This window comes from Streptomyces sp. HUAS TT11 (assembly GCF_051553595.1).
Taxonomy (GTDB): Bacteria; Actinomycetota; Actinomycetes; order Streptomycetales; family Streptomycetaceae; genus Streptomyces.
In genome coordinates, this window is record NZ_CP196184.1 from 8,003,888 (window position 1) to 8,025,820 (window position 21,933).

General features: G+C 68.7%; 21 protein-coding genes and 2 pseudogenes. 19 read left to right on the forward strand and 4 right to left on the reverse strand.

Translation table 11 applies throughout. The annotated features are described in order from the left end of the window. The first annotated feature begins 8 nt into the window (after positions 1-8). The 15 genes and pseudogenes from ACSHXN_RS35925 (at position 9) to ACSHXN_RS35995 (ending at position 16,079) form a co-directional block, all read left to right on the forward strand. Positions 9-617, forward strand: a complete 609-nt coding sequence (locus tag ACSHXN_RS35925; protein WP_355130223.1) for a nucleotide exchange factor GrpE — start codon at positions 9-11, stop codon at positions 615-617. Between the two features lie 6 nt (positions 618-623). Continuing rightward, the gene (locus ACSHXN_RS35930) at positions 624-1,577 is read left to right on the forward strand and encodes a J domain-containing protein (protein WP_356292238.1); all 954 of its coding nucleotides are present in this window, start codon (positions 624-626) and stop codon (positions 1,575-1,577) included. Next, complete coding sequence (locus tag ACSHXN_RS35935; RefSeq protein WP_331268623.1) at positions 1,574-1,981, forward strand: chaperone modulator CbpM; 408 nt, start codon at positions 1,574-1,576, stop codon at positions 1,979-1,981. The genes ACSHXN_RS35930 and ACSHXN_RS35935 overlap by 4 nt, the downstream gene beginning before the upstream one ends. Continuing rightward, positions 1,972-4,611: an ATP-dependent chaperone ClpB gene (gene clpB, locus ACSHXN_RS35940; protein ID WP_355130219.1), complete on the forward strand. Its 2,640-nt coding sequence runs from the start codon at positions 1,972-1,974 to the stop codon at positions 4,609-4,611. Before ACSHXN_RS35935 ends, clpB begins: the two co-directional genes overlap by 10 nt. Beyond that, entirely contained in the window at positions 4,608-5,066 is a 459-nt protein-coding gene (gene trxA, locus ACSHXN_RS35945; RefSeq protein ID WP_331268625.1) for a thioredoxin, read from the forward strand. The genes clpB and trxA overlap by 4 nt, the downstream gene beginning before the upstream one ends. A gap of 385 nt (positions 5,067-5,451) precedes the next feature. After that, positions 5,452-5,952, forward strand: coding sequence for an Hsp20/alpha crystallin family protein (locus tag ACSHXN_RS35950; protein ID WP_345550906.1), 501 nt, complete (start codon positions 5,452-5,454; stop codon positions 5,950-5,952). 72 nt (positions 5,953-6,024) lie between these two features. Next, a complete protein-coding gene (locus ACSHXN_RS35955; RefSeq protein WP_355130216.1) occupies positions 6,025-6,453 on the forward strand; it encodes a DUF2267 domain-containing protein in 429 nt (142 codons plus the stop codon). A gap of 274 nt (positions 6,454-6,727) precedes the next feature. Further along, on the forward strand, positions 6,728-7,177 hold the full coding sequence (locus ACSHXN_RS35960) for a DUF1931 family protein (RefSeq protein WP_331268628.1): 450 nt from the start codon (positions 6,728-6,730) through the stop codon (positions 7,175-7,177). A gap of 735 nt (positions 7,178-7,912) precedes the next feature. After that, positions 7,913-8,176, forward strand: a complete 264-nt coding sequence (locus ACSHXN_RS35965; RefSeq protein ID WP_345550903.1) for a UBP-type zinc finger domain-containing protein — start codon at positions 7,913-7,915, stop codon at positions 8,174-8,176. Continuing rightward, positions 8,176-9,942 (forward strand): FAD-dependent oxidoreductase, encoded by a 1,767-nt coding sequence (locus ACSHXN_RS35970; protein ID WP_355130214.1) that lies wholly within the window; start codon positions 8,176-8,178, stop codon positions 9,940-9,942. Before ACSHXN_RS35965 ends, ACSHXN_RS35970 begins: the two co-directional genes overlap by 1 nt. Before the next feature lie 174 nt (positions 9,943-10,116). Continuing rightward, on the forward strand, positions 10,117-10,275 hold the full coding sequence (locus tag ACSHXN_RS35975; RefSeq protein WP_355130212.1) for a hypothetical protein: 159 nt from the start codon (positions 10,117-10,119) through the stop codon (positions 10,273-10,275). 233 nt (positions 10,276-10,508) lie between these two features. Beyond that, a complete protein-coding gene (locus ACSHXN_RS35980; protein WP_355130210.1) occupies positions 10,509-10,631 on the forward strand; it encodes a hypothetical protein in 123 nt (40 codons plus the stop codon). Between the two features lie 112 nt (positions 10,632-10,743). Then, positions 10,744-11,865 (forward strand): hypothetical protein, encoded by a 1,122-nt coding sequence (locus tag ACSHXN_RS35985; protein WP_356292228.1) that lies wholly within the window; start codon positions 10,744-10,746, stop codon positions 11,863-11,865. A gap of 298 nt (positions 11,866-12,163) precedes the next feature. Continuing rightward, positions 12,164-13,339: a glutathione-independent formaldehyde dehydrogenase gene (locus tag ACSHXN_RS35990; RefSeq protein ID WP_355130206.1), complete on the forward strand. Its 1,176-nt coding sequence runs from the start codon at positions 12,164-12,166 to the stop codon at positions 13,337-13,339. A gap of 560 nt (positions 13,340-13,899) precedes the next feature. Beyond that, positions 13,900-16,079: pseudogene (locus ACSHXN_RS35995) on the forward strand (FUSC family protein). On the opposite strand, the gene ACSHXN_RS36000 reads toward ACSHXN_RS35995, so the two are convergent. Next, entirely contained in the window at positions 16,053-16,589 is a 537-nt protein-coding gene (locus tag ACSHXN_RS36000; protein ID WP_355130202.1) for a phosphate-starvation-inducible PsiE family protein, read from the reverse strand. The pseudogene ACSHXN_RS35995 and the gene ACSHXN_RS36000 overlap by 27 nt on opposite strands. Positions 16,590-16,687: 98 nt before the next feature. Here ACSHXN_RS36000 and ACSHXN_RS36005 point away from each other — a divergent pair. The 3 genes and pseudogenes from ACSHXN_RS36005 to ACSHXN_RS36015 all read left to right on the forward strand — a co-directional run. Next, a pseudogene (locus ACSHXN_RS36005) lies at positions 16,688-17,030 on the forward strand (biotin/lipoyl-containing protein); the annotation flags it as partial. A gap of 479 nt (positions 17,031-17,509) precedes the next feature. Beyond that, positions 17,510-17,941: an NfeD family protein gene (locus ACSHXN_RS36010; RefSeq protein ID WP_355130200.1), complete on the forward strand. Its 432-nt coding sequence runs from the start codon at positions 17,510-17,512 to the stop codon at positions 17,939-17,941. Positions 17,942-17,945: 4 nt separating this feature from the next. Then, positions 17,946-18,989 carry an SPFH domain-containing protein gene (locus ACSHXN_RS36015; RefSeq protein ID WP_345550895.1) on the forward strand — a complete coding sequence of 348 codons (1,044 nt, stop codon included), beginning with the start codon at positions 17,946-17,948 and terminating at the stop codon, positions 18,987-18,989. A 285-nt stretch (positions 18,990-19,274) separates the two neighbouring features. On the opposite strand, the gene ACSHXN_RS36020 is transcribed toward ACSHXN_RS36015, so the two are convergent. The 3 genes from ACSHXN_RS36020 to ACSHXN_RS36030 form a co-directional block, all read right to left on the reverse strand. Continuing rightward, a complete protein-coding gene (locus ACSHXN_RS36020; protein ID WP_355130197.1) occupies positions 19,275-19,946 on the reverse strand; it encodes a Type 1 glutamine amidotransferase-like domain-containing protein in 672 nt (223 codons plus the stop codon). Positions 19,947-20,038: 92 nt separating this feature from the next. After that, complete coding sequence (locus ACSHXN_RS36025; protein ID WP_355130196.1) at positions 20,039-20,215, reverse strand: hypothetical protein; 177 nt, start codon at positions 20,213-20,215, stop codon at positions 20,039-20,041. Between the two features lie 52 nt (positions 20,216-20,267). Then, the gene (locus tag ACSHXN_RS36030) at positions 20,268-21,191 is read right to left on the reverse strand and encodes an NmrA family NAD(P)-binding protein (RefSeq protein WP_355130194.1); all 924 of its coding nucleotides are present in this window, start codon (positions 21,189-21,191) and stop codon (positions 20,268-20,270) included. Positions 21,192-21,294: 103 nt separating this feature from the next. On the opposite strand from ACSHXN_RS36030, the gene ACSHXN_RS36035 reads away from it, so the two are divergent. Then, entirely contained in the window at positions 21,295-21,861 is a 567-nt protein-coding gene (locus tag ACSHXN_RS36035) for a TetR/AcrR family transcriptional regulator (protein WP_355130192.1), read from the forward strand. The last annotated feature ends 72 nt before the right edge of the window (positions 21,862-21,933 follow it).

Here is a 21,933-nt window from a genome sequence, read left to right on the forward strand (position 1 = left end):
GGCGCGCCATGCCCAGCCGTCCCCAGGAACCCGACCGGGCCGCGTCGGAGCCGGTCGAACCGGTCCCGGAAATCGCCGAACGCCCTCCTCGCGGGGATTTGCCCCAACCGGGCCCGCCCCGGCCCAAAGCGGCGAACGACGAACCGGGACCCGACGCCGCCGGCCCCACGCCAGCCGAGGACGAGTACACGACCGCAATCCAGGAACTGGAGGACCGCTGGCGGCGCGCACTCGCCGACCTCGACAACCTTCGCAAGCGCCACGCCAGGGAACTGGAGCGCGAACGGGCGGTCGAGCGATCCCGCACGGCGGCCGCCTTCCTGCCCGTCCTCGACAACCTCGAACTCGCCTTGACCCACGCCGGTGCCGATCCGGGCGCGATCGTGGAGGGCATCCGGGCCGTACGCGACCAGGCGGTGAACGTCCTCGAACTGCTCGGCTACCCGCGGCATGCGGAGACCGGCGTCGCTTTCGACCCGGCCCGGCACGAGGTGGTCGGTGTCGTCCAGGACCCCGACGCCCCACCGGGCACAGTCGTCGAGGTGCTGCGCCCCGGCTACGGGGACGGCGAACGGCAGCTCAGGCCTGCCGCCGTGACGGTCGCGAAGCGGGAGTGACCGGTCATGGCACGGGACTTCTACCAGGTGCTGGGCGTGTCACGGACCGCGAGCCAGGACGAGATCCAGCAGGCATATCGCAAACTCGCCCGCAGGTACCACCCAGACGTCAACAAGGACCCCGGGGCGGAGGAGCGATTCAAGGACCTCAACGAGGCATACAGCGTCCTGTCCGATCCCAAGACCCGAGCCCGCTACGACCGCTTCGGCGAGGATTTCCGTAAGATCCCGGAGGACTTCGACGAACGGGTCGCGGCGGGAGCGGGCGGCGGCTTCCGCGGTCGGAGGACCGCAGGCGGTGGCGGTCCTCGCGTCCGGTACACCACCGGCTTCGGCGACGACTTCGGCGCGGAGGGCATCGACATCGAGGACCTGCTCGGCTCCATGTTCGGAGCCGGCGCCGCCCGAGGCGGCGTCCCCGGAGCGGACCAGGAGGCGGAACTGCCGCTCACCGTCGAGGAGGCGTACCGAGGCGGCCGTCGCACCGTCACACTCGCCGGCCCCACCGGGCAGCCGCGGCGGTACGAGGTCGAGGTGCCGCCGGGCGTCACCGACGGGCAGAGGATCCGGCTGGCGGGTGAGGGCGGCCGGGGCAACGGTGACGCCGTCGCAGGCGACCTGTACCTGCGGGTGCGTATCCAGCCCCACCCCCGGTTCCGGCTGGACGGCCATGACGTGCAGGTCCAGGTCCCGGTCGCCCCGTGGGAGGCGGCCCTGGGTGCGACCGTGCCGGTGCCCACGCCCGGCGGCGGCACGGCCAAGGTCACGGTGCCCGCCGGCTCGTCCAGCGGCCGGCGGCTGCGGCTGCGCGGTGAGGGCATGCCGAACCCGCGGGGCGCGAACGGCGACCTGTACGCCGAACTCCGGATCATGGTGCCGTCCAGGCTCAGCGACCGGGAGCGCGAACTGTTCGAGGAGCTCGCCGCCACTTCCTCGTTCGACCCCAGGAGGACGCGATGAACGACCGACCCGCGGGAGCGGGAGGCATCGGCCGGGCCGGCGTGGGCGCCCGTCCGGTACGAACGGGCGCCGACACCACCGCCTCGACGGCTGTACGGTACGCGCTCGTCCCCGTCCCCAGGCTCTCCCTGGCCGCCGTGGCCCTTCGCTCGGGGCTCCACCCCGAGCTGATCCGCCGGTTCGTCGCTCTCGGCCTGGTCGACGCGGAGCGCGACTCCGCGGGGCGACTGGTGTTCGACGCCACGGCCCCGGTAACTCTCGCCCGTATTCAGCGGCTGCGCACCGGGCTGTGCCTCAACTACGCATCCATAGGCCTGGTGCTCGACCTGCTGGACCGCATCAGCATGCTCGAAGCCGCCCTGCGCCGCGCCGGTACGAGGAGTGAAACACCCCCATGGACATGAACCGTCTCACCCAGAAGTCCCAACAAGCCCTCCAGGAGGCCCAGAGCGCGGCCGTCGAGATGGGGCAGACCGAGGTCGACGGGGAACACCTGCTGCTCGCGCTTCTCGATCAGGAGGACGGTCTGATCCCACGGTTGCTGCAACAGGCCGGCACCGAGCCGAAGGAACTGCGCGCGGCCGTGCGCGAGGAACTCTCCCGCCGCCCGAAGGTCACCGGTCCCGGCGCGGCACCCGGCCAGGTCTTCGTCACCCAGCGCCTGTCCCGCCTGCTCGATGCCGCCGAGCGGGAGGCCAAACGCCTCAAGGACGAGTACGTGTCCGTGGAGCACCTCCTGCTCGCCCTGGCCGAGGAAGGCCCGGCGACCGCCGCCGGACGCCTGCTCAAGGAGCACGGCGTGACCCGGGATTCGTTCCTGAGCGCGCTGACCCAGGTCCGCGGCAACCAGCGCGTCACCTCCGCCAACCCCGAAGTGGCCTATGAGGCTTTGGAGAAGTACGGCCGCGACCTGGTCCTCGAGGCCCGGTCCGGGCGGCTGGACCCGGTCATCGGCCGTGATGCGGAGATCCGCCGCGTCACCCAGATCCTCAGCCGCAAGACCAAGAACAACCCCGTCCTCATCGGCGATCCCGGTGTCGGCAAGACCGCCATCGTGGAGGGCCTGGCCCAGCGCATCGTTCGCGGCGACGTCCCCGAGGGCCTGCGCGACAAGACCGTGTTCGCTCTCGACATGGGCTCCCTGGTCGCCGGCGCCAAGTACCGCGGCGAGTTCGAGGAACGCCTCAAGGCCGTGCTCTCTGAGGTGAAGGCCGCCCAGGGGCGCATCCTGCTCTTCGTCGACGAACTCCATACCGTCGTAGGTGCCGGCGCCGCGGAAGGGGCCATGGACGCGGGCAACATGCTCAAGCCGATGCTCGCCCGCGGCGAACTCCACATGATCGGCGCCACCACCCTCGACGAGTACCGCAAGCACATCGAGAAGGACGCCGCCCTCGAACGCCGTTTCCAGCAGGTGCTGGTCGACGAGCCGAGCGTGGAGGACACCATCTCCATCCTGCGCGGACTGCGCGAACGCCTGGAGGTCTTCCACGGCGTGAAGATCCAGGACACCGCGCTGGTCTCCGCGGCCACCCTCAGCCACCGCTACATCACCGACCGGTTCCTGCCCGACAAGGCCATCGACCTCGTCGACGAGGCGTGCGCCCGGCTGCGTACCGAGATCGACTCGATGCCCGCCGAACTCGACGAGCTCACCCGCCGTGTCACCCGCCTGGAGATCGAGGAGGCGGCCCTGTCCAAGGAGAGCGATCCTGCCAGCAAAGCCCGCCTGGAGGAGCTGCGCAGGGAACTGGCCGACCTGCGCGGTCAGGCCGACGCCAAACACGCCCAGTGGGAGGCCGAACGGCAGGCGATCCGCCGCGTGCAGGACCTGCGCCAGGAACTGGAGCAGGTCCGCCACGAGGCGGAGGAGGCCGAACGCGCCTACGACCTCAACCGCGCCGCCGAACTCCGCTACGGCCGCCTCCAGGACCTGGAGCGCCGACTCGCCGCAGAGGAGGAGCAACTGGCTGCCAAACAAGGGCAGAACCGGCTGCTGCGCGAGGTCGTCACCGAGGAGGAGATCGCCGAGATCGTCGCCGCCTGGACCGGCATCCCCGTCGCCCGCCTCCAGGAGGGCGAACGCGAGAAGCTGCTGCGCCTCGACGAGATCCTGCGCGAGCGCGTCATCGGCCAGGACGAGGCCGTCAAACTCGTCGCCGATGCCATCATTCGCGCCCGCTCCGGCGTCCGCGACCCGCGCCGCCCAATCGGCTCGTTCATCTTCCTCGGCCCCACCGGCGTCGGGAAGACCGAGCTGGCCAAGACCCTCGCGGCGGCCCTGTTCGACTCCGAGGAGAACATGGTCCGCCTCGACATGAGTGAGTACCAGGAGCGGCACACCGTCAGCCGGCTCATGGGCGCACCGCCCGGATACATCGGCTACGAGGAAGGCGGCCAGCTCACCGAGGCGGTACGCCGCAAGCCGTACTCGGTTGTGCTGTTCGACGAGATCGAGAAGGCCCACACCGATGTCTTCAACACCCTGCTGCAGATCCTCGATGACGGCCGCATCACCGATGCTCAGGGCCGCACCGTCGACTTCCGCAACACCGTCATCATCATGACGTCCAACATCGGCTCCGAGCACCTCCTCGACGGCGCCACCGCCGAAGGCGAGATCAAGCCCGACGCCCGCGCCCTGGTGATGGGCGAGCTGCGCGGGCACTTCCGCCCGGAGTTCCTCAACCGCGTCGACGACATCGTGCTGTTCAAGCCGCTCGGCGAGCGGCAGATCGAGCGGATCGTGGAGCTGCAGTTCGACGAACTGCGGCAGCGGCTCGCCGAACGCCGCATCACCGTCGAACTCACCGACGCTGCCCGGGAAGTGATCGCCCACCAAGGTTATGACCCGGTGTACGGGGCCCGGCCGCTGCGCCGCTACATCTCCCACGAGGTCGAAACCCTCGTCGGACGCGCCCTGCTGCGCGGCGACGTCCAGGACGGCGCCATCGTCCGGGTCGACGCCGAACACGGAGAGCTGGTCGTCACCTACGACCAGCCCGAGGACGGGAAGGGAGCGCGGGCGGCATGAGCACGATGCAGGCGCAGACCGTCAGCTGCCCTCACTGCGGGCGCACCAACCGCGTGCCCGTGGCCGCAGAGGGCCGCCCCAAGTGCGGCCACTGCAAGCAGCCCCTGCCCTGGATCGTCGACGCGGGGGACAACGACTTCACGGACGTGGTCGAGAAGGCCTCCGTGCCCGTCGTGGTCGACCTGTGGGCGACCTGGTGCGGCCCCTGCCGGATGGTCACCCCCGCCCTCGAACAAGTCGCCCGGGAGCTCGCCGGACGGATCAAGCTCGTCAAGGTCGACGTCGACAAGAACCCCCGGGTCAGCGGGCGGTTCCAGGTGCAGGCGGTGCCGACTCTGCTCGTCCTCGACCATGGCGAGTCGGTCGCCCGGCAGACCGGCGCAGCACCCGCGCACGTCCTGCGCTCGTGGGTTGAGCAGGCGGTGGCGGGCCGGCAAACCACTGCAGGAGGATGAACACGATGGGCCAGCCACCTCGGGAGCCCCACGGAAATGCAGTCCCGGAGAGTCTGATCTTGTACGGGGTCTATCCCCGGCTGACGGCCGAACAGATCGGCCTCCTCGCCTGTCATGGCCGCCACCAGGCAATTCACGCCGGTCAGATCCTGATCCGCTCCCAGGCCCTCGCCGAGCGCGGCCCGCTAGTCGCGAAGATCGAGCGGACCGTGGGGGAGGACGGGCACGGGGCGTTGGACGCTTCCGTAAGGCACTGCGAGGCGGTCCGCGAATCGCGTGCGCAGAGCCTGCCCGATGACGTCAATGCTCCGCCCAGCCGGTCCGCCGTGCCGGGCGAAGAAGGTTGTACGGCCGCGAACCCACGAGAAGACGGAGGTGATGGGCGATGACCTTGCCCGTTCGGCGCCACCGCGGTGGCGGAACGACGGAGCGGCCCGTCGGGTGGGCCCGCAATCCGCTGATGGAATTCGACGAGCTGCTCAACCAGATGAGCGGATTGCTCGAATCCACGGTGGGCGGCGCCGCGCCCGCGGCCGCGTGGACCCCCCTCGCGGACGTCATGGAGACCGATGACGCCTTCGAGGTCGAGATCGAACTCCCTGGCGTCAAGAGCAAGGACATCGACGTCGAGGCCCACGGACAGGAACTGGTGGTCACCGGAGAGATCAAGGAAAAGGAGCGCAAGGGCGTCCTGCGACGTGGTACCCGCCGGACCGGTGTCTTCGAGTACCGGCTGCGGCTGCCCGGAGAGGTGGACGCCGAAAAGGTCACAGCGGAGATGTCGGGCGGTGTGCTTACGGTCACCGTTCCCAAGGCGGAGGTCGCCAAGCCCCGTCACGTCCAGATCACCGAGAGCGGCGAGCGCGGCGAGAGCGGCGGTCGTTGAGCCGAGGAGCTCGGCGGTGCGGGACAACGGTCCGGCGCCGCCGAGCGCTCCGGGAGCGAAAGTGGCTTTGAGATGACCGAAACGAGTTTCTCCTCATTCGACACCATGGTGGATAGGGCTAACCGGCTCCTCAGGGAAATCGAGCAGGCCAACGGATGGCCCAAGGACCGCCGGAAGCAGTCGTACGCCGCACTACGCGCAGTCCTGCACCCGCTACGGGACCGGCTCTCCGTCGACGGGGCTGCGCACTTCGGGGCGCAGCTTCCGACCCTGATCCGCGGCATCTACTACGACGGATGGAGGCCGTCCGAGACTCCAGTGAAACTGAGCGGCGAGGAATTCCTCCAGCGTGTCCGGGACGACTTTCCCTACGCGGTCGACGGTGGTATCGAACGAGTCGTGCACACCGTGCTGGAGGCTCTGGAACGCCACGTCAGCGAAGGCGAGTGGGACCACCTCAAATCCAGTCTGCCGAAATCACTGGCATCCGTACTTCTGTAGCCGCTCGGCAACCGAACCGCCCGGCCAGGAACGGGGGGACGGCACGGTGCGCAAGGCCAGCCAGCACGAACAAGGTACCAAAAATGGCCATACTCGCGGGTATCACACGCCCGTCCAATTACCGGGGCAATGGGACGCCTGGGCCTGGCAGGTTAATTCAGGGAGGCTTATTGGTCCCGACATGCGCATGCGTTCCCGCGTCCCGTCGGCCAGGCTGACTGGGAAGCCCAGGCGCCGGGAGCCAACCCGGCGCCCGCAACCGGAGGTTGCCGTCATGACCGTGATGTCCATCGCCAGGTTCGAAAGATTCTTCCGCGCGGCCGCGGGCCTGGACGTCGACAAGAACGATCTCAAGCGCTATAGCGACTTCGTCGACGCCAAGCTCTACGATCTGCTGACTGTCGCCCAGGCCACTGCCAAGGCCAACGGGCGCGACATCATCCGGACCTGTGACCTACCGATCACGAAAGGCTTGCAGGAGAGCATTCACCACTTCCAGAAGATCGACCAGGAAGTAGAACTCAAGCCGATCCTAGAACAACTCGCCACCCACCCCGCTCTGGACCGGACGCCCGACGAGGAGACCGAGGCGGCCTATCCGGACGTCATCGGCGGACTCAGCCTGGCCCTTGCCCAGACCTTCAAGATCCTCCACCCCGACCTGAAGAACCCCCAGACCCAGCACTGGGACGAGGCCCGAGCCCTCTTCGACCTGCTGTTGTGAGTGGCAACCGGACCCGGCGGCGCAGGCCACCGCTAAACAGCGTCACCGCTATGCCTCCTCGGCTGCCGCAATGATCCTGCCGGCCTGCTCCAGGACCTCTCCACGTGCAGGGCGCTGCGCCGCCAAAGTTCCACCATCAGCGCCAGGCGGCCCAGGGCCCCGCAGAGTGCCGCGTCCGCGGTCGAACTCCTCCGAGTCTCGGTCGGGCAGGGGCCGCTTCTACGCGGCGGTTGTCACCTGCTTGTCGCCGAGTGCCCGACCGGAACGGCGCGCCGCGCGGGCCGGCGTCTTGCGTCGACCCTGCTCGTCGCCTTCCGTCTTCAGCGATGGCCTGGTCGATGTGCGGTCCACGGGGAGCCACAGCATCCTGTGCGGCGAAGGCTCCGGACGGCGCCTGGTGGACCACCCGCCGACAAGTTCCAGCAGGAGAACGGCAACGAGCTGCGCAAGGCCCCCACCCGCGCTGCAGCGGTTGTTCGAGGCTGTGGAATGAGTCAGGCCCGAGCTGAACTCGGGCACCGGCCTGTCGAGTTCAAGGTCGTCAAAAGGTCGATATCGACCGGTCGCCGGCGCTCGCGCAGCGGTTCCAAGTCGTGGCGGTGCCGACCCTGGCCCTGCTCGATACGGCAGTGGGGATGTCCGGCCGGGCGTCCTCGCCCCGGAGCTGAGCCGCTGAGTGGAGGAGACCATCGCGGGCCGCGGCCGAGCGGTCCCGCCCACGGAAGGAGCACCCTCATGGTCACGATTCCCGACCCGCACCTGGAGATGGTGCGCCCAGTGACTCCTCGTACCCCGGAGGGCTGCGAGGAGTGCCTGATGGAGCATTCCCCCTGGGTGCACCTGCGGCTCTGCCTCACCTGCGGCCACGTCGGCTGCTGCGACTCCTCGCCCCTCAAGCACGCCAGGCGGCACGCGGACAGCGCCGGTCACCCCGTTGTGCAGTCCTTCCAGCCGGGAGAGGACTGGCGCTGGTGCTACGTCCACGAGGCGATGGTCTGATGAGCACGGCCGAGCACAAACATGGTGCGGTTCGCGAGACACCGGACCGGCACGGGGCCTTCCCGTGCTTGGCACCGGAGCAACTGGAGGACCTGACTGCGCACGGTGAGCGCCGCAGGACCGCCGAGGGCGAGGTGCTGTACCGCGAGGGCGAGCCGTTCCGGGAGTTCCTCGCGATCCTCAGCGGGAGCGTCGAGATCCTCGAAGACCACGGGGGGCCCGACGAGCGCACGGTGGCGGTGCACGGACCCGGCAGGTTCCTGGGTGAACTCGGGCTGCTGGAGGGTCAGGCGGCGTTCGATACCGCCGTGGTGCGCGAGGCGGGCGAGATCCTGGCGGTACCGGTGGAGCGGCAACGTGCTCTGGTCGGCCGCGATCCCGTCCTCGGCGACCTGATCCTCCGCGCTTACCTGGGCCGCAGGTATCTGCTTATTGGCCTCGGTGTCGGCTTTCGGATTCTGGGGTCGTGTTATTCACCGGACACGCTGCGGCTGCGTGAGTTCGCCGCCCGCAACCGGCTGCCCCACCGTTGGGTGGATCTGGAGAAGGACAAGGAGGCGGAAGCGCTGCTGCGTCGGTTCTCCATCCGTCCTGAGGAGACTCCGGTGGTCATCTGGAAGGGCGAGCGGGTGCTGCGCAATCCGAGCAACGCCGACCTCGCCCGGCTCATCGGGCTGCCCGCCCCCTCGCCGGAGACCGGGCAGTGCGACGTGGTGGTGGTCGGTGCGGGCCCCGCGGGACTGGCCGCCGCCGTGTACGGTGCCTCCGACGGCCTCACCACGGTGACCGTCGACGCTGTGGCCACCGGAGGCCAGGCCGGTACTACGTCTCGCATCGAGAACTACCTCGGCTTCCCGTCGGGCATCTCCGGTGGCGAGTTCATCGAACGCGCGGTCCTCCAGGCCCGCAAGTTCGGTGCCCGAATCATGGTGCCGGCCCAGGTCAACGGGCTCACCCCGCAGGACGATGAGTACGTCGTCACCTTCACGGACGGCTCTCGGACCCGGGCGAGCGCCGTGGTTCTCGCCTCAGGAGTGCGGTACCGCAGGCTCGAGATACCCGGCATGGACCGCCTGGAGGGCATCAGCGTCTACTACGCGGCGACCGTCCACGAGGCCAGTCTCTGCCAGGCGGATCCAGTCGCCGTGGTCGGCGGCGGAAACTCCGCCGGGCAGGCGGCGCTGTTCCTCGCGAACCACGCGTCCAAAGTCCACCTCCTCGTCCGGGGCGGCAACCTCAACGCGGACATGTCGCGCTACCTGGTCGACCAGGTGGAACGGCACCCGAAGATCGAGGTACTGCTCCACACCGAAGTCCGGGGCCTCTCCGGGGAGGAGAAACTGGAGACGCTTACGGTCGAGGACAACGCCAGCCGTGAGCTCGGGGAGTTGCGGGCCGCTGCGCTGTTCGTGTTCATCGGGGCCCGGCCGCGCACGGAATGGCTCAGGGGCGTGCTTGCCCTGGACGAGAAGGGCTTCGTCCTTACCGGCGCCGACGCCCAGGGCGTGGCCGACGCGACCCGGTGGGCCGCACTCGGACGCGGTCCGTTGCTGCTGGAGACCACGCTTCCCGGGGTCTTCGCCGCTGGCGACGTCAGGAGCGGCTCGGTCAAGCGGGTGGCCTCAGCGACCGGTGAGGGTGCCATGGCGATCCGCCTCGTGCACGAGCACCGGGAAAAGACGGGCAACCTGGTCCGCACAACAGGCCCCGACGGGGGTTGGCCGGTGGCGGGCCGGCCCGTGTCCCGGCGCTCACCCTCACTGTGACGGACCCCGTAGGCGGCCCGGCCCATCCGCTGCCGTCCCACCTGCGCCCATGGCACGGCCGCCGGTTCCCATGGACGTGATGAACCGGGCGGAGGCAGAGGTGATAACCGGCATCGGGCTGGTGCCCGACGACCAGGCGCAACGACTCTGGTGCGACCAGGAACGCCCGTTGATATGGACGAGCACTCACAGCGTGGCGTGCAGGCAGCCAATGCCAATGGTGACGAGGTTGAACAGGCGGGCCTGGTGCCGAGCGATCCCGTCGCGCTGACGGTCCCACAGTTCGTGGTGTACCAGCCAGCCAGCCAGCCGTCGCGGAGCGGCACCACGTAAAGGTGACCCGCAAGATGTCGCTGTTGATGGGCCGAACGCCGCGGGGTGACCACGTCGGCGAGCGCTCGGGAGAAGCCGGAGCACGGCAGCCCGGGCCGGTCGACGCGGACCATCCCGCCTAGCTAGGTGAGCCGTGCGTTTGGATCATCGGATCGTTGGTCCGGGTGTCCCGTTGGCTGACGCGCAGTGGGCGCGGATCGAGCCGTTACTGCCGGGCCGGACACCGAAGAGGGATGGCTGGTGGCGCGGCGTGCGGTGTGGGCCGGGGTCGCGCGGAGCGAGTGTTCGCGGTGGCGCACGGGACCGTGGCCCGGTGGTGGGAGCAGGCCCTGTACGAGGAGGACGAGGAGATCTGACCGTACCGCCTGTGCCTGCTGGCGGGGGCCAGCGTGTCACGCGGCGTCGTCCTTACCTCGCGGGCATCCTGTGGGCACTTGCGATCGCGGGGGCAGCCGACGAGAAGGAGTCATGCGGGTGTCGTCTCAGGGCGTTACGGTCGTGGCTCTCCTGGCGGATCCGGACGCGCCGACGGAGATCGCGCAGCGCATGGCCCAGACACTTCCTACTCGGCTCGCTGACAAGTCAGGCCACGGGCGACGGTTCGACGTCGAGGTGATCAGTGAGCCATTCACCGCAGGAACCGAGGACCCGCCCACCTTGATGCGCCGGATCATGGAGCGCGGAAGAGCGGAGAACTGGGACATTGTCGTGGCCCTCACCGATCTTCCGCTGCACTCACACGGGCGCAAGCTCGTTGTGGATCTGAGTCACGAACACGGCTTGGCGCTGCTGTCTCTTCCTCCGCTGGGGGGCTTGCGTCTGCAGACGAGGGCTCGGCGGGCGGTGGAAGAAGCCGTGCTTGGCTTGGCGGGCCCGCGGGCCACTGGGGCTGACGGACCTCCGCAGAGTCAGCCGCTTCTGAGGCCCTTCGCCAGTCGTCTCGCGCCTATTCACCCGGGCCCGGTCGGTGAGGAGGAGACCGCTGATTTTCGGTACGTCGTCAGCGGGCCGCGCGGTTACCTGAGGGTGCTCTTCGGTATGGTCCGCGCCAACCGGCCATGGCGGTTGGTACCGGGCTTGTCGAAAGCCCTGGCGGCCGCACTCGCCACGGGAGCGGTCGCCACCGTGAACTCCACCATCTGGAGCCTGGCCGAGACCCTGAGCATGCCACGCCTCGTGATCGCCACGGTCGGCTCTGTCGGGCTCATGATCGGCTGGCTGATCGTAGACGCGCAGCTATGGCATCGACCAACAGAGGTCTCGCGGGAGGCGAGGCAGAGGGCGGGGCTCTACAACGCCTCGACCGTCATGACCGTGGGCCTCGGGGTGCTTGTCTGCTACGGGGGTTTGATCGTTATCAACTTGGTGTGGGCTCTGTTCATCATCAACGGCCGAGTGTTCGCTTCTGTGACACGAACACCATTGCACGCCACGGAATACTTGACGTTGTCATGGTTCGTCGCTTCGGTCGCCACCGTGGGCGGCGCGCTGGGATCCGGTTTGGAGAGCGATGAGGCGATCCGGGCAGCTGCCTACTCCAAGCGCGAACAGGAACGTCGCCACATGCTCCAGAACGGTCACAGTGACTAGCTGTGACCTGGGCGGGTTGGGCGGTGGTCGTCCGGGGTCCGAAGATTCCGGGTCGGTCGGTGCGTGGCCGTTTCGCGTCGGGAGTCGAGGGGGACCCGGAAGGCACGCCGCCGCAGCGCCCAAGCCTCGCCTGGCTGGCCGGCGGCGCCACCACCGTTCCACCTGAACCGTGTGAACGGCCCACACAGGCATGGCGGAGCCATGGACTCCGTCGTACCAACTTTCGGGAGTCTGGCTCTTTACGCCGTCTCCACCACCGCCGTGCTGCGCTCATGCCGCGGCAACGAAGGAAGCCATCATGAAGGCAGCGGTATACGAAGGCCCGCGAACGGTCACGGTGAAGGACGTACCGGACGCGAAGATCGAACACCCCTGCGACATCATCGTCAAGATCACCACCACCAACATCTGCGGTTCGGACCTGCACATGTACGAGGGCCGCACCTCGTTCGAGTCTGGTCGCACCCTGGGACACGAGAACATGGGCCAGGTCGTGGAGGTCGGCTCGGCCGTCCGCAAGGTCCAGGTCGGCCAGTATGTGGTTCTGCCCTTCAACATCGCCTGCGGCTTCTGCAAGCAGTGTGAGCGGGGTCTGACCAACTACTGCCTGACCATGCAGCCGGAACCGGCCCTTGCCGGAGCCGCCTACGGATTCGCCGACATGGGCCCGTACCAGGGCGGCCAGGCGGAACTGCTGCGCGTGCCCTATGGCGACTTCAACGCGCTGCGACTGGGTGAGGACGCCGCCGAGCGGCAGACCGACTATGTGATGCTCGCCGACATCTTCCCCACCGGCTATCACGCCACCGAGATGGCCCACGTCAAACCGGGTGACCAGACGATCGTCTTCGGGGCCGGTCCCGTTGGGCTGATGGCGACCTACTCCGCCCTCCTCAAAGGCGCCGGCCGCGTTTGGGTAGCCGACCACCAGCCCGACCGGCTGCGCAAGGCGGAGGAGATCGGGGCCATCCCGATCAACACCGCCGAGCAGAACCCGGCGGAGGTCGTCAAGGAGGCCACCATCGGTCTGGGCGCTGACAACGGCTGTGAGTGCGTCGGCTACCAGGCACACGACCCAGAGGGACACGAGGACGCCAGCCTCACGCTCAACGGACTGATCGACTCGGTCAGGTTCACGGGCGACATCGGCGTGGTGGGCGTGTTCCTGCCCGAGGACCCCGGCGGCGCCGAGGCCCAGGGGGAGCTGGAGGCGCAGGGCAAGGTCCCGATCGACTTCGGCATGATGTGGTTCAAGGGCCAGCACATGGGCACCGGGCAGGCGCCAGTGAAGAAGTACAACCGCGCGCTGCGGGATCTGATCGCCGGCGGGAAGGCAAAGCCGAGCTTCATCGTCTCCCACGAACTCAGCCTGGACGAGGCCCCCATCGCCTACGAGCACTTCGACGCCCGTGACGAGGGCTGGACCAAGGTGGTCCTGCATCCCAACGGACACGGCAACGGCCAGAAACGGTAAGGGACCCGAGGGCCGCCGTCCGCCTGCTCCCCCTCCGGACCGGTCCGGCAGACGGGCGGCGATCGCCGCGGCACCGGCCGAGGCAGACAGGCGGCGATCGCCCGGACCCGGTCGGACCTGAACCAGCGCACACGATCGTGGATGACCTGAACCAGCGCACACGATCGTGGAGTCAACGGAGACGGCCAAGTTGAGGCCCTCGTTGGCGCAGGCCCGGGCCAAACGCCCGTAGTAGAGCCTTGCAAGTTGCCGGATTTCTCGGGCAGGTGCACCCCCGTATCGGTCGGTGGAAGACGCGCCTCAGGCTGAGCAAGGGCAGCGGCAGCGCGATGTGCTCCGGCGCGTGATCATGGCGCTGACGGGACGGGTGTTGTCCGGGCAGGGCAGCTCCGACGCCGGGACTGAACAGGCGAAGCTAGGGGTGTGGTCACCCTGTACGCGCGGATGCCGGTTTGTGAGTGCACGTCGGCCCTGGGCCACACGCACGCCGGGCACAGCGCAGCCAAAGAGGCGGCGCGGCCAACGCGACCCGGTAGGGCGTCCCGGCTAGGCTCACACCCGTGACGTGGCTGCGGGCCTTCGCGGAGGTCGCACGATCGGGGCTCACGATCGAGGAGACGCGGCTGGAGCCCCTGCTCGCGCTGCGCACGGCCGCCGGAGTGGCGATCGTCATCGGGCCGGCCCTGTGGCTGGTCTCCCCTGCATACGCCGCGTCCGCAGCCCTCGGCGCCTACTCCGCAGGTGGGGCCACTTTCCAGCGCTCCTGGCGTCCACGCAAGGTGATCGCGCTCGGCGCGGGGGCGGGTCTGGCGCTCAGCACCTTCGTCGGCTACCTCGCGGCAGGGCGACTCGTGACGTTCCTCCCTCTGCTGGCCGTATGGGCCTTCCTCGCGGGCATGGCGTGGGCCGTGGGATCGACCGCCGGGATCGTCGCAGCGACGACGGTCGGCAGCATGCTTGTGACCATCACCCTGCCCACGAGCGGCGGCGGAGCCCTGGAGCATGCCGGGGTCATCGCGCTCGGAGGCGTGGCGCAGGCCGTGCTGATCTTGCTGTTCCCGATCCGCCGTTGGGGGGCACATCGTGACGCACTCGCTGACGCCCTGGCCGCTGTGGCGGATTACGCCCGCCGGCTGCGGCACGACCCGACCGCCCCGTTCGACCCGGAGCCGTTGATGACAGCCCGGGACGCGGCCGCCGTGACGCCGTCACAAGCCCGCACCCGTCCCCCCGTCCTCCACGGCCCCCGGGGCCTCGCCGAGCGCATTCGGCCGGTCGTCGCCGCGCTCGCCGACCCGGACGTCGGCGCCCCGGCGGAGGGACCCGGACGGGACCGCGCGCGGGAGCTGCTCAAAGCGGCCGCCGACGTCCTCGACGCGGCCGCCCGTTCGATTCGCCGCGGCACCCCCGCCAGCGTGCCGCCCGAAAGCGCGGACGTTCTGCGCGTGGACGAGGAGCACGAGGTACTGGAGGGGCCCGCCCGGCAGGCCGCCGAGCGGCTCGTGGAACTGCTCTGCGAGGCGATGGAGGTCGCTAGGAGCGGCGGTGCCTCCAGGAAGACGCCCCCGCCGCACGGTCCCGCGAGCGCCCAGTTCCTTATGCGCCCGACAATGTTCCGTCTACTCCCAGTCGTCGTCCGGGCGGTGCGACGTGAGCTCCGCCGGGACTCGCCCGTGTTCCGGCACGCCGTCCGCCTGGCGGCGGTGGCCACGCTCGGCTATGTGATCGCCGCCCGGCTACCCCTGGGCCACGGCTACTGGGCGCCCATCGCCTCGGTGATGGTGATGCGACCGGACTTCCACCGGACGTACGCGCGCGCGGTGGCCCGTTTCGCCGGGACCATGGCGGGGGTCGCCCTCGCCACCGGGATCGTTCGGGCCCTGGGCCCGGACGCCCATGTGTTCGGGGCGCTAGCGGTGGTCTCGGCGGGCCTGTCGTACACGCTGGTCCGTACCGGCTACGCCTACTCCCAGTGTTTCACCGCCGCGTACGTCGTCTTCCTGCTCGGCATGGGCGGCCAGGCGTGGGAGCAGACGGTCCCGGAGCGGATGGTTCTCACCCTTCTCGGCGGGGCCTTGGCAATGCTGGCGTACGTGGTGTTTCCCGCATGGGAGACGCCGCGGCTGCCGGGCCGGCTTGCGGACTGGCTCGCCGCCAACGGCCGCTACGCGGCCGCGGTGCTCCGCAGCTATGCCGAGCCGTCCCGCGAGCATCGTGCCGACATACGCAGGGCCCTGCTGGCGAGCAGGGAGGCACGTGCCGCCTGGCAGGAGGCCTTCGACCGCGCAAGGCAGGAACCGATCCGCCCCAGGGGCCTGACGTCGCGCGAGGCGGAGGAGGCGCAGGAGGCGCTCAAGCGGTTCGGCCGGGCGGCGATGCTCATGGAGAGCCATGTCCCGCGAGCCGACAGCCATTTCGCCCCCAAGGCGGAGCGGTTTGCCGAGGCCCTGGAGGCGGACACCGCGCAGGCGGCAGCCGACGTGCGCGAGCACAGGAATCCCGACTGGGGGCGCGTGGAGGAGGCGCTCCACGCGTGGGAGGGCGCTGCCGCCGAGGACCGGAGCCCGGTGGTGCGGCGCGGGGCGGAACTGCAGAAGCAGGCCTTGGAGGACCTCGCGACGGCCGTGAGCCGCACACCCCTGGAACGGGACGTCGGCTCTGCTCGCGAGGAGCAGCGGGTGCGGGCGGCCGTGGCGGCGGAAGGTGTGAAGGATCAGGAACCGTGCACCGGGGAAGGTGACGAAGTCGGCGACGGAGAGCGCCCCACGTCCTTGAGCGGGAAGTAGTCTCCCGGCCGCGTGGAGCGCCGCCACACGTACACCGCTGTCGCCATCACGAGGATCAGTCCCGCCAGGATGAGCAGTTCGATCCCTTCGACGTTCCACCGGAAGGACTTCTCCGCCTCGGCCGTCACGATGAGCACCTTGCGGATGCCGGCAATCAAGCCGACGACGAGGAACGGCTCCGCGTCGAGGGTCTGGTTCCTGATGGTGAGGCGGACGGTGTGGAGCAGTTCGGCCACGATGAACAGCACAAGGCCGTTGTCCAGGGCGGAGAGAACGACTGTCTCCTCGCGGTACGGCCCCTGGATCGACCTGATGACGTCGCGGACGACCCCGACGCTCAGGAGCCCCGCGAGCAGTACGAGGAACGCCGCGACGACGAGGTGGATACCGTCCTCGATGAGCTGCAGGAGGCCCTGTACCCGGCCGCCCTCGATCTTCGGGAGAATGGGTCGCACAGTCAGCATGCTAGAGGTGCCCCGGCCCGCAGGCACGGCGTGCTGCCGAACGGGTGGACCAGGGGACCCCTCTCTGTGACCGCGCAGGGGCCTGCCCGCCAGCACCGGTGGCACACGCCGACCAAGAGCGCGGCATGCGTACGCTGATGTCCTCGTTCAACGGCCAGCTGCGGACCATTCAGGTCCGCGCAGGGCCGCCGCCTCAGACGTCCCTGTCACCGAGAAGGCCGACCCGTCCGACCCGGGGCACGTGGCGGCGCCGTTCGCGGGGGTGGTGACCCTCGCGGTCGCCGAGGGCGACGAGGTGGACGCCGAGGCGACCGTGGCCACCATCGAGGCCATGAAGATGGAGGCGGCGAACACTACGCCGAAGGAGGACGGGTCTTGCGCCGCGCCATCAACCGCATCCAGCACGCGGAGGGCGGCGACCTGCCGGTCGAACTGGTCTGACGGACACCGGCGGGGCAGTCGCTCGACGTGAACGGCCAGCCCGCCGTCTCATGCCGCCAGGTGGGTCCACCGCCCCCGCCGTGCATCGTCGCGCGCACCGGCACCTCGAGCTGAGCTCACCCCACCGCCAGCGTCTGTCTCGCTCAAACGTCCCTACCTATGGGATCCCAGAATGGGTGCTGGTCCCGATTGCGGTCGCTGCGAAACACGGGAGATCGTGGAAGCAAGGATGCCGTTCCGGCTCGCTGATCATTGAGAGGAGGAACTGTGGCGTATATCGATGACAGGCAGCTGAAGATTTTCGAAGAGCAGCCTGAGCAGGGGAACCCACGACTCACCCAGGCCCTGGATCCTGGGCGCACACGCCGGCGGGGAGAGTACGGGCACGCACCCGTCTGGCGGGCCGTGGCCCCGCATCGGCGGCCGACGGGTGACCGTCCGCCTATTCGCGCACCCGCACCAGCCAAAAGAGGCACGCAATGGATCCATGGCTGATCTGGTTGATCACTGCAGCTGTGCTGGCAATGGCGGAGATCTTCACGCTCACTGCTGCACTCGGAATGCTGGGTGCGGCCGCGTTGGTTACCGCGGGATTCGCCGCGGTCGGACTGCCGTTGCCTCTCCAATTCTTGGTGTTCACCGTCGTCGCCGTAGCCGGTGTGGTGTTCCTGCGTCCCATTGCGTTGCGACACCTGCTCCACCCCCAAGTGGAGCGGTTCGGCATAGACGCATTGGTCGGCAGGACTGCCTATGCCGTTTCGGAGGTGACGGGCCTGGGCGGCAGGGTCCGCATCGACGGCGAGGAATGGACAGCCCGCACCTACGACGAGACGCTGGTGATTCCTCCCGGAACGACCGTCGACGTCATCGAGATCAGCGGCACCACCGCACTCGTCTACCCCCGGGAGTGAAACGATGGATGCGCTCCTCATCGCCGGCGTGATCGTCGCGCTCATCGCGGTGTTCACCGTGATGCGGGCGGTCCGTATCGTGCCCCAGGCACGCGCTCGTAACGTCGAGCGACTCGGCCGCTACCAACGGACATTGAAACCCGGTCTCAACCTCGTCATCCCCTACATTGACCGCGTTCATCCGGTGATCGACCTGCGGGAACAAGTCGTCTCCTTCAAGCCGCAACCGGTCATTACCGAGGACAATCTGGTCGTCGAGATCGACACTGTCCTTTATTTCCAGGTCACCGACCCACGAGCGGCCTTCTACGAGATCGCCAATTTCCTCCAAGCAGTCGAGCAGTTGACCGTCACCACCTTGCGGAACGTCGTGGGATCCATGGACCTGGAAAAGACCCTCACCTCCCGCGACGCCATCAACAGCCAACTCCGGGGCGTGCTGGACGAGGCCACGGGTAAGTGGGGACTCAGGGTCAACCGGGTCGAGATCAAGGCCATCGACCCCCCGCAGTCCATCAAGGACGCGATGCAGAAGCAGATGCGGGCCGAGCGGGACAAGCGGGCCGCGATTCTCGGGGCCGAAGGTCAACGCCAGTCGCAGATTCTCACCGCTGAAGGCGACAAACAGGCTGCTGTCCTTCGCGCGGAGGGCAATCGTAGCGCTGCGATTCTCCAGGCCGAGGGCCAGTCCCGGGCCATCGACGAGGTGTTCCAGGCCGTGCACCGTAACGACCCCGATCCGAAGCTGCTCGCCTACCAGTACCTCCAGATGCTGCCGCAACTGGCGCAAGGCTCGGGCAGCACCTTCTGGATGATCCCCAGCGAGGTCACCTCCGCACTCCAGGGCGTATCCCGCGCCTTCAGCGAGGTGCTTCCCCTGTCACCGGCCACCCGCGAGAAGTCTTCGGACGACATGGCTTCCAAAGCCGCCAACGACGCGGCGCAGGCCGCTGAAGCCGCGGCCGAGGCCGTCGCCGACGCAGCCAAGGCCGACAGCGTCGACGTCACCGATCCCTCCCGGCACCGACAGACTGAGCACTACCGCTAAGTCCAGTCAAGCAGGATCGACTCATCCGCGCCTCCGTCAGCCCTGGGCGGAAGCGCCGTTCGGCTGTCGACGCCACGGACGGGGCCTCGCCACGTCAGCCGACGTACTCGACGTCGATACCCTTCAGGCAGGCGGCGAACGCCACCCACGACCGTGCCCCGAACCACAGTGCCGCATCCCAGCCGCCTTGGCCGTGGCCACATATCGGGCCAGAAACCAGCACCGCGGTGCACAGGCATCAGGGCCAGTCGTATCGCGGGCCGGACCACCATCCCGCGAGGTCTTTTAGTCTCGATGGAAACGCCACCGGCCCTCAGTTACCACATCGACCTCGTCGTCGTGGACGCGGATGGCCGTCTCGTCGTCGATGAAGTAGACCGGGAAGTCGGCCCGCTCGACGATCCGATCGGCCCAGGCGTCGTTCCGCTCCGGGAAGTGCGGTGAGTACAGGTGGGGTTTGAGATACCAGTCGAAGAGTCCGAACGGCGGCCGCACCGTCGTTGCGCCGAGCGCGTGCAGGTCTGCGGTGTCGCCGATGACATCGGCCGAGTGTTCGCTGAGATGCTGGCTGAAGATCATCGATCCGGCGCTCACGCCCACGTAGACCCGGTCCTGCAACACGTCGAGGAACGCGTCGGCCAGGCCGTTGCCGGTGATGCTGCGTGCGAGGTGGTAGGGGTTGCCACCATGGACGTAAATGACGTCTGCGTGCGAGAGCCGGTCCACGACCATTCCCCGGGGCAGACCGTTGAGTTCCAGGAGGTCGAGCTCCCGCCAGCCAAGGCTGTGCAAGCGGCTGAGGTCTTCCACGAACCATCCGTGATCGCCTGGCTCGGCGACGGACGCGGTGGGGATGCAGACAAGCTTCGCCGACGTGAACGGCTTTCCCAGCATGTCCCGGAGCGCGATGCGCTGCGTCTCGTTGCGCAGACCGCTCGCCGTCAGCAGAAACTTCATCGGCCGAGTCAATCACTAGCAGCGCTTGCGATCAACACGCCAGGAACCGTCCCGCACTCAAGGGTTTCTGGGGGCGGCTTCGAGGGCTGACCCTAGCCGTTCGGACGGCGGATCGCCCAGGTGACCTCGAGTGCGAGGATGTCCGCAATGAGGTTCAGCGGCTCCGGCTCGTCGTCCGACGCGAGAGGGGGATCGTTGTCCTCACTGTTGACGATCAGGCAGTGTTGGTAGTCCCCTGCATGGGTGCTGGACCAACTGAGGGCCGTCATAGGCGCCGATGGTGCTGCGGGCCACGTCGGCACCGGAACCGGAGATGGTGGGTCAGGCCTTGGCTCGCATGTGCTTCTGTGCCCATACCTCGAAGCTGGTGAGGGGGATTCCGAGGTCCCTGGCGTACTGCGGGCGGCCCGGCTGGGCGGCCACGTTGAGCCACTCGTGGGTAGCGCCCATGGCTGGCATTCCGGCGGTGAGAGCCTCCTCCTCAGTCATGTTCGGTGCGGTCAGTGGCATGTCCAGGGCGCGGGAGAGCGTCTCGGCGATGTCCGTCATCGACAGGTAGTCGCCGGCCAGTTCCAGCTCGATTCCGTCGAATCGCTCCGGCGCGGCGATGGCGGCGGCCGCTGCCTTGCCGATGTCATCCACCGCGATCAGGGACAGGTGGGTCCCGGGGTTCAGGACGCTGACGAGGCCGCCCTTGATGCCGCGCGGGAAGAGGAACGCCATGGACGGGAGGAAGTTCTCCATGAAGAAGCCCGGCTTGAGGAGCGTCCAGTGGGGGAAGCCGGCCGCGCGGAGCCGGTCTTGGATGGCGGTTTTGGCGCCCAGGGTGGGTTCCATCGAAGCCCAGCGGCCTTCGGCCCACCCGGGGGTTTCGGTGTGTTGACCCGCTCCGGTGACCGACGTGTGCACGAACTGCGGCACCCCGGCGGCCATGGCGCCCTCGATGAGGTTGACGCCCTGGGCCACCTCGCCGTCGAAATCGAAGCCTTCCGCGGTCACAGCGGGCATTTGCACGGAGAAGACGGCGCGAGCACCCTCGGCGGCGCGTATTACCGAATCGCGGTCGTGAAGATCGCCGGTGGCCAGTTCGACGCCGAGCGCTTCGACGGCCTTGGCCCGGTTGGTGCCGGGGTCGCGCACCAGGGCGCGGACGGGAACGCCCGCTGCCCGCAGCGCGCGGGTGGTGGCCCCACCCTGTCGGCCGGTGGCGCCGGTGACCAGGACAGGCGCGGAATCTGCGGACATGGTGCTCCTCGGATACTCGACACGAAAACGGCGGGGCCCGCCGTTTTCGTGTCGGCTAGAATATGGCGGGCCCCGCCGCTTATCAATCCCTGGAGGTGACGCCATGCCCGAGGGGTTGCGCGCTGACGCCCGGCGCAACTACGCGCGCATCCTCGCCGTGGCCGAGGAGGAGGTCGCCGCCCATGGAGCCGGCGCCTCACTGGAACAGATCGCCCGCACCGCGGGAGTCGGCTCAGCGACCGTGCGCCGGCACTTCCCCACCCGCCAGGCACTGCTGGAGGCGGTCTCCCGGAAGCGGATCGAAGCCCTGTGCAATCGCGCCCGCGACCTGGCCGGCAGCGGCGACAGCCGCAACGCGATGCTGGAATGGCTGAGTGACGTCGTCGCCTACTGCGTCTCCGCCCGGGGACTGGCAGCCGCGCTGACCTATGACAGCACCAGGGCGGACCCGGCGCACGAGAACGTCTGCTCGGCGGCACTGGAAGAAGCGGGAGACCCTCTGCTGCGGCGCGCCGTGCAGGATGGCTCGGTGGCGACAGGCGTCACTGTGGCAGACCTGATCACGTTGATCGTCGGCATCGTCCTGGCCACGGAGTCCTACCCCGACCCCGCCGGCCGGGCGGACCGGTTGTTCCGGCTCGCCGTGGCGGGATTGAGCCCGCAGAGCTGAACAAGGTGCAGAGACTGCAAAGCCGAGAACGGGCCTGCGCCTTTCGTGGCACGCTCATCACCGCGACTCGTT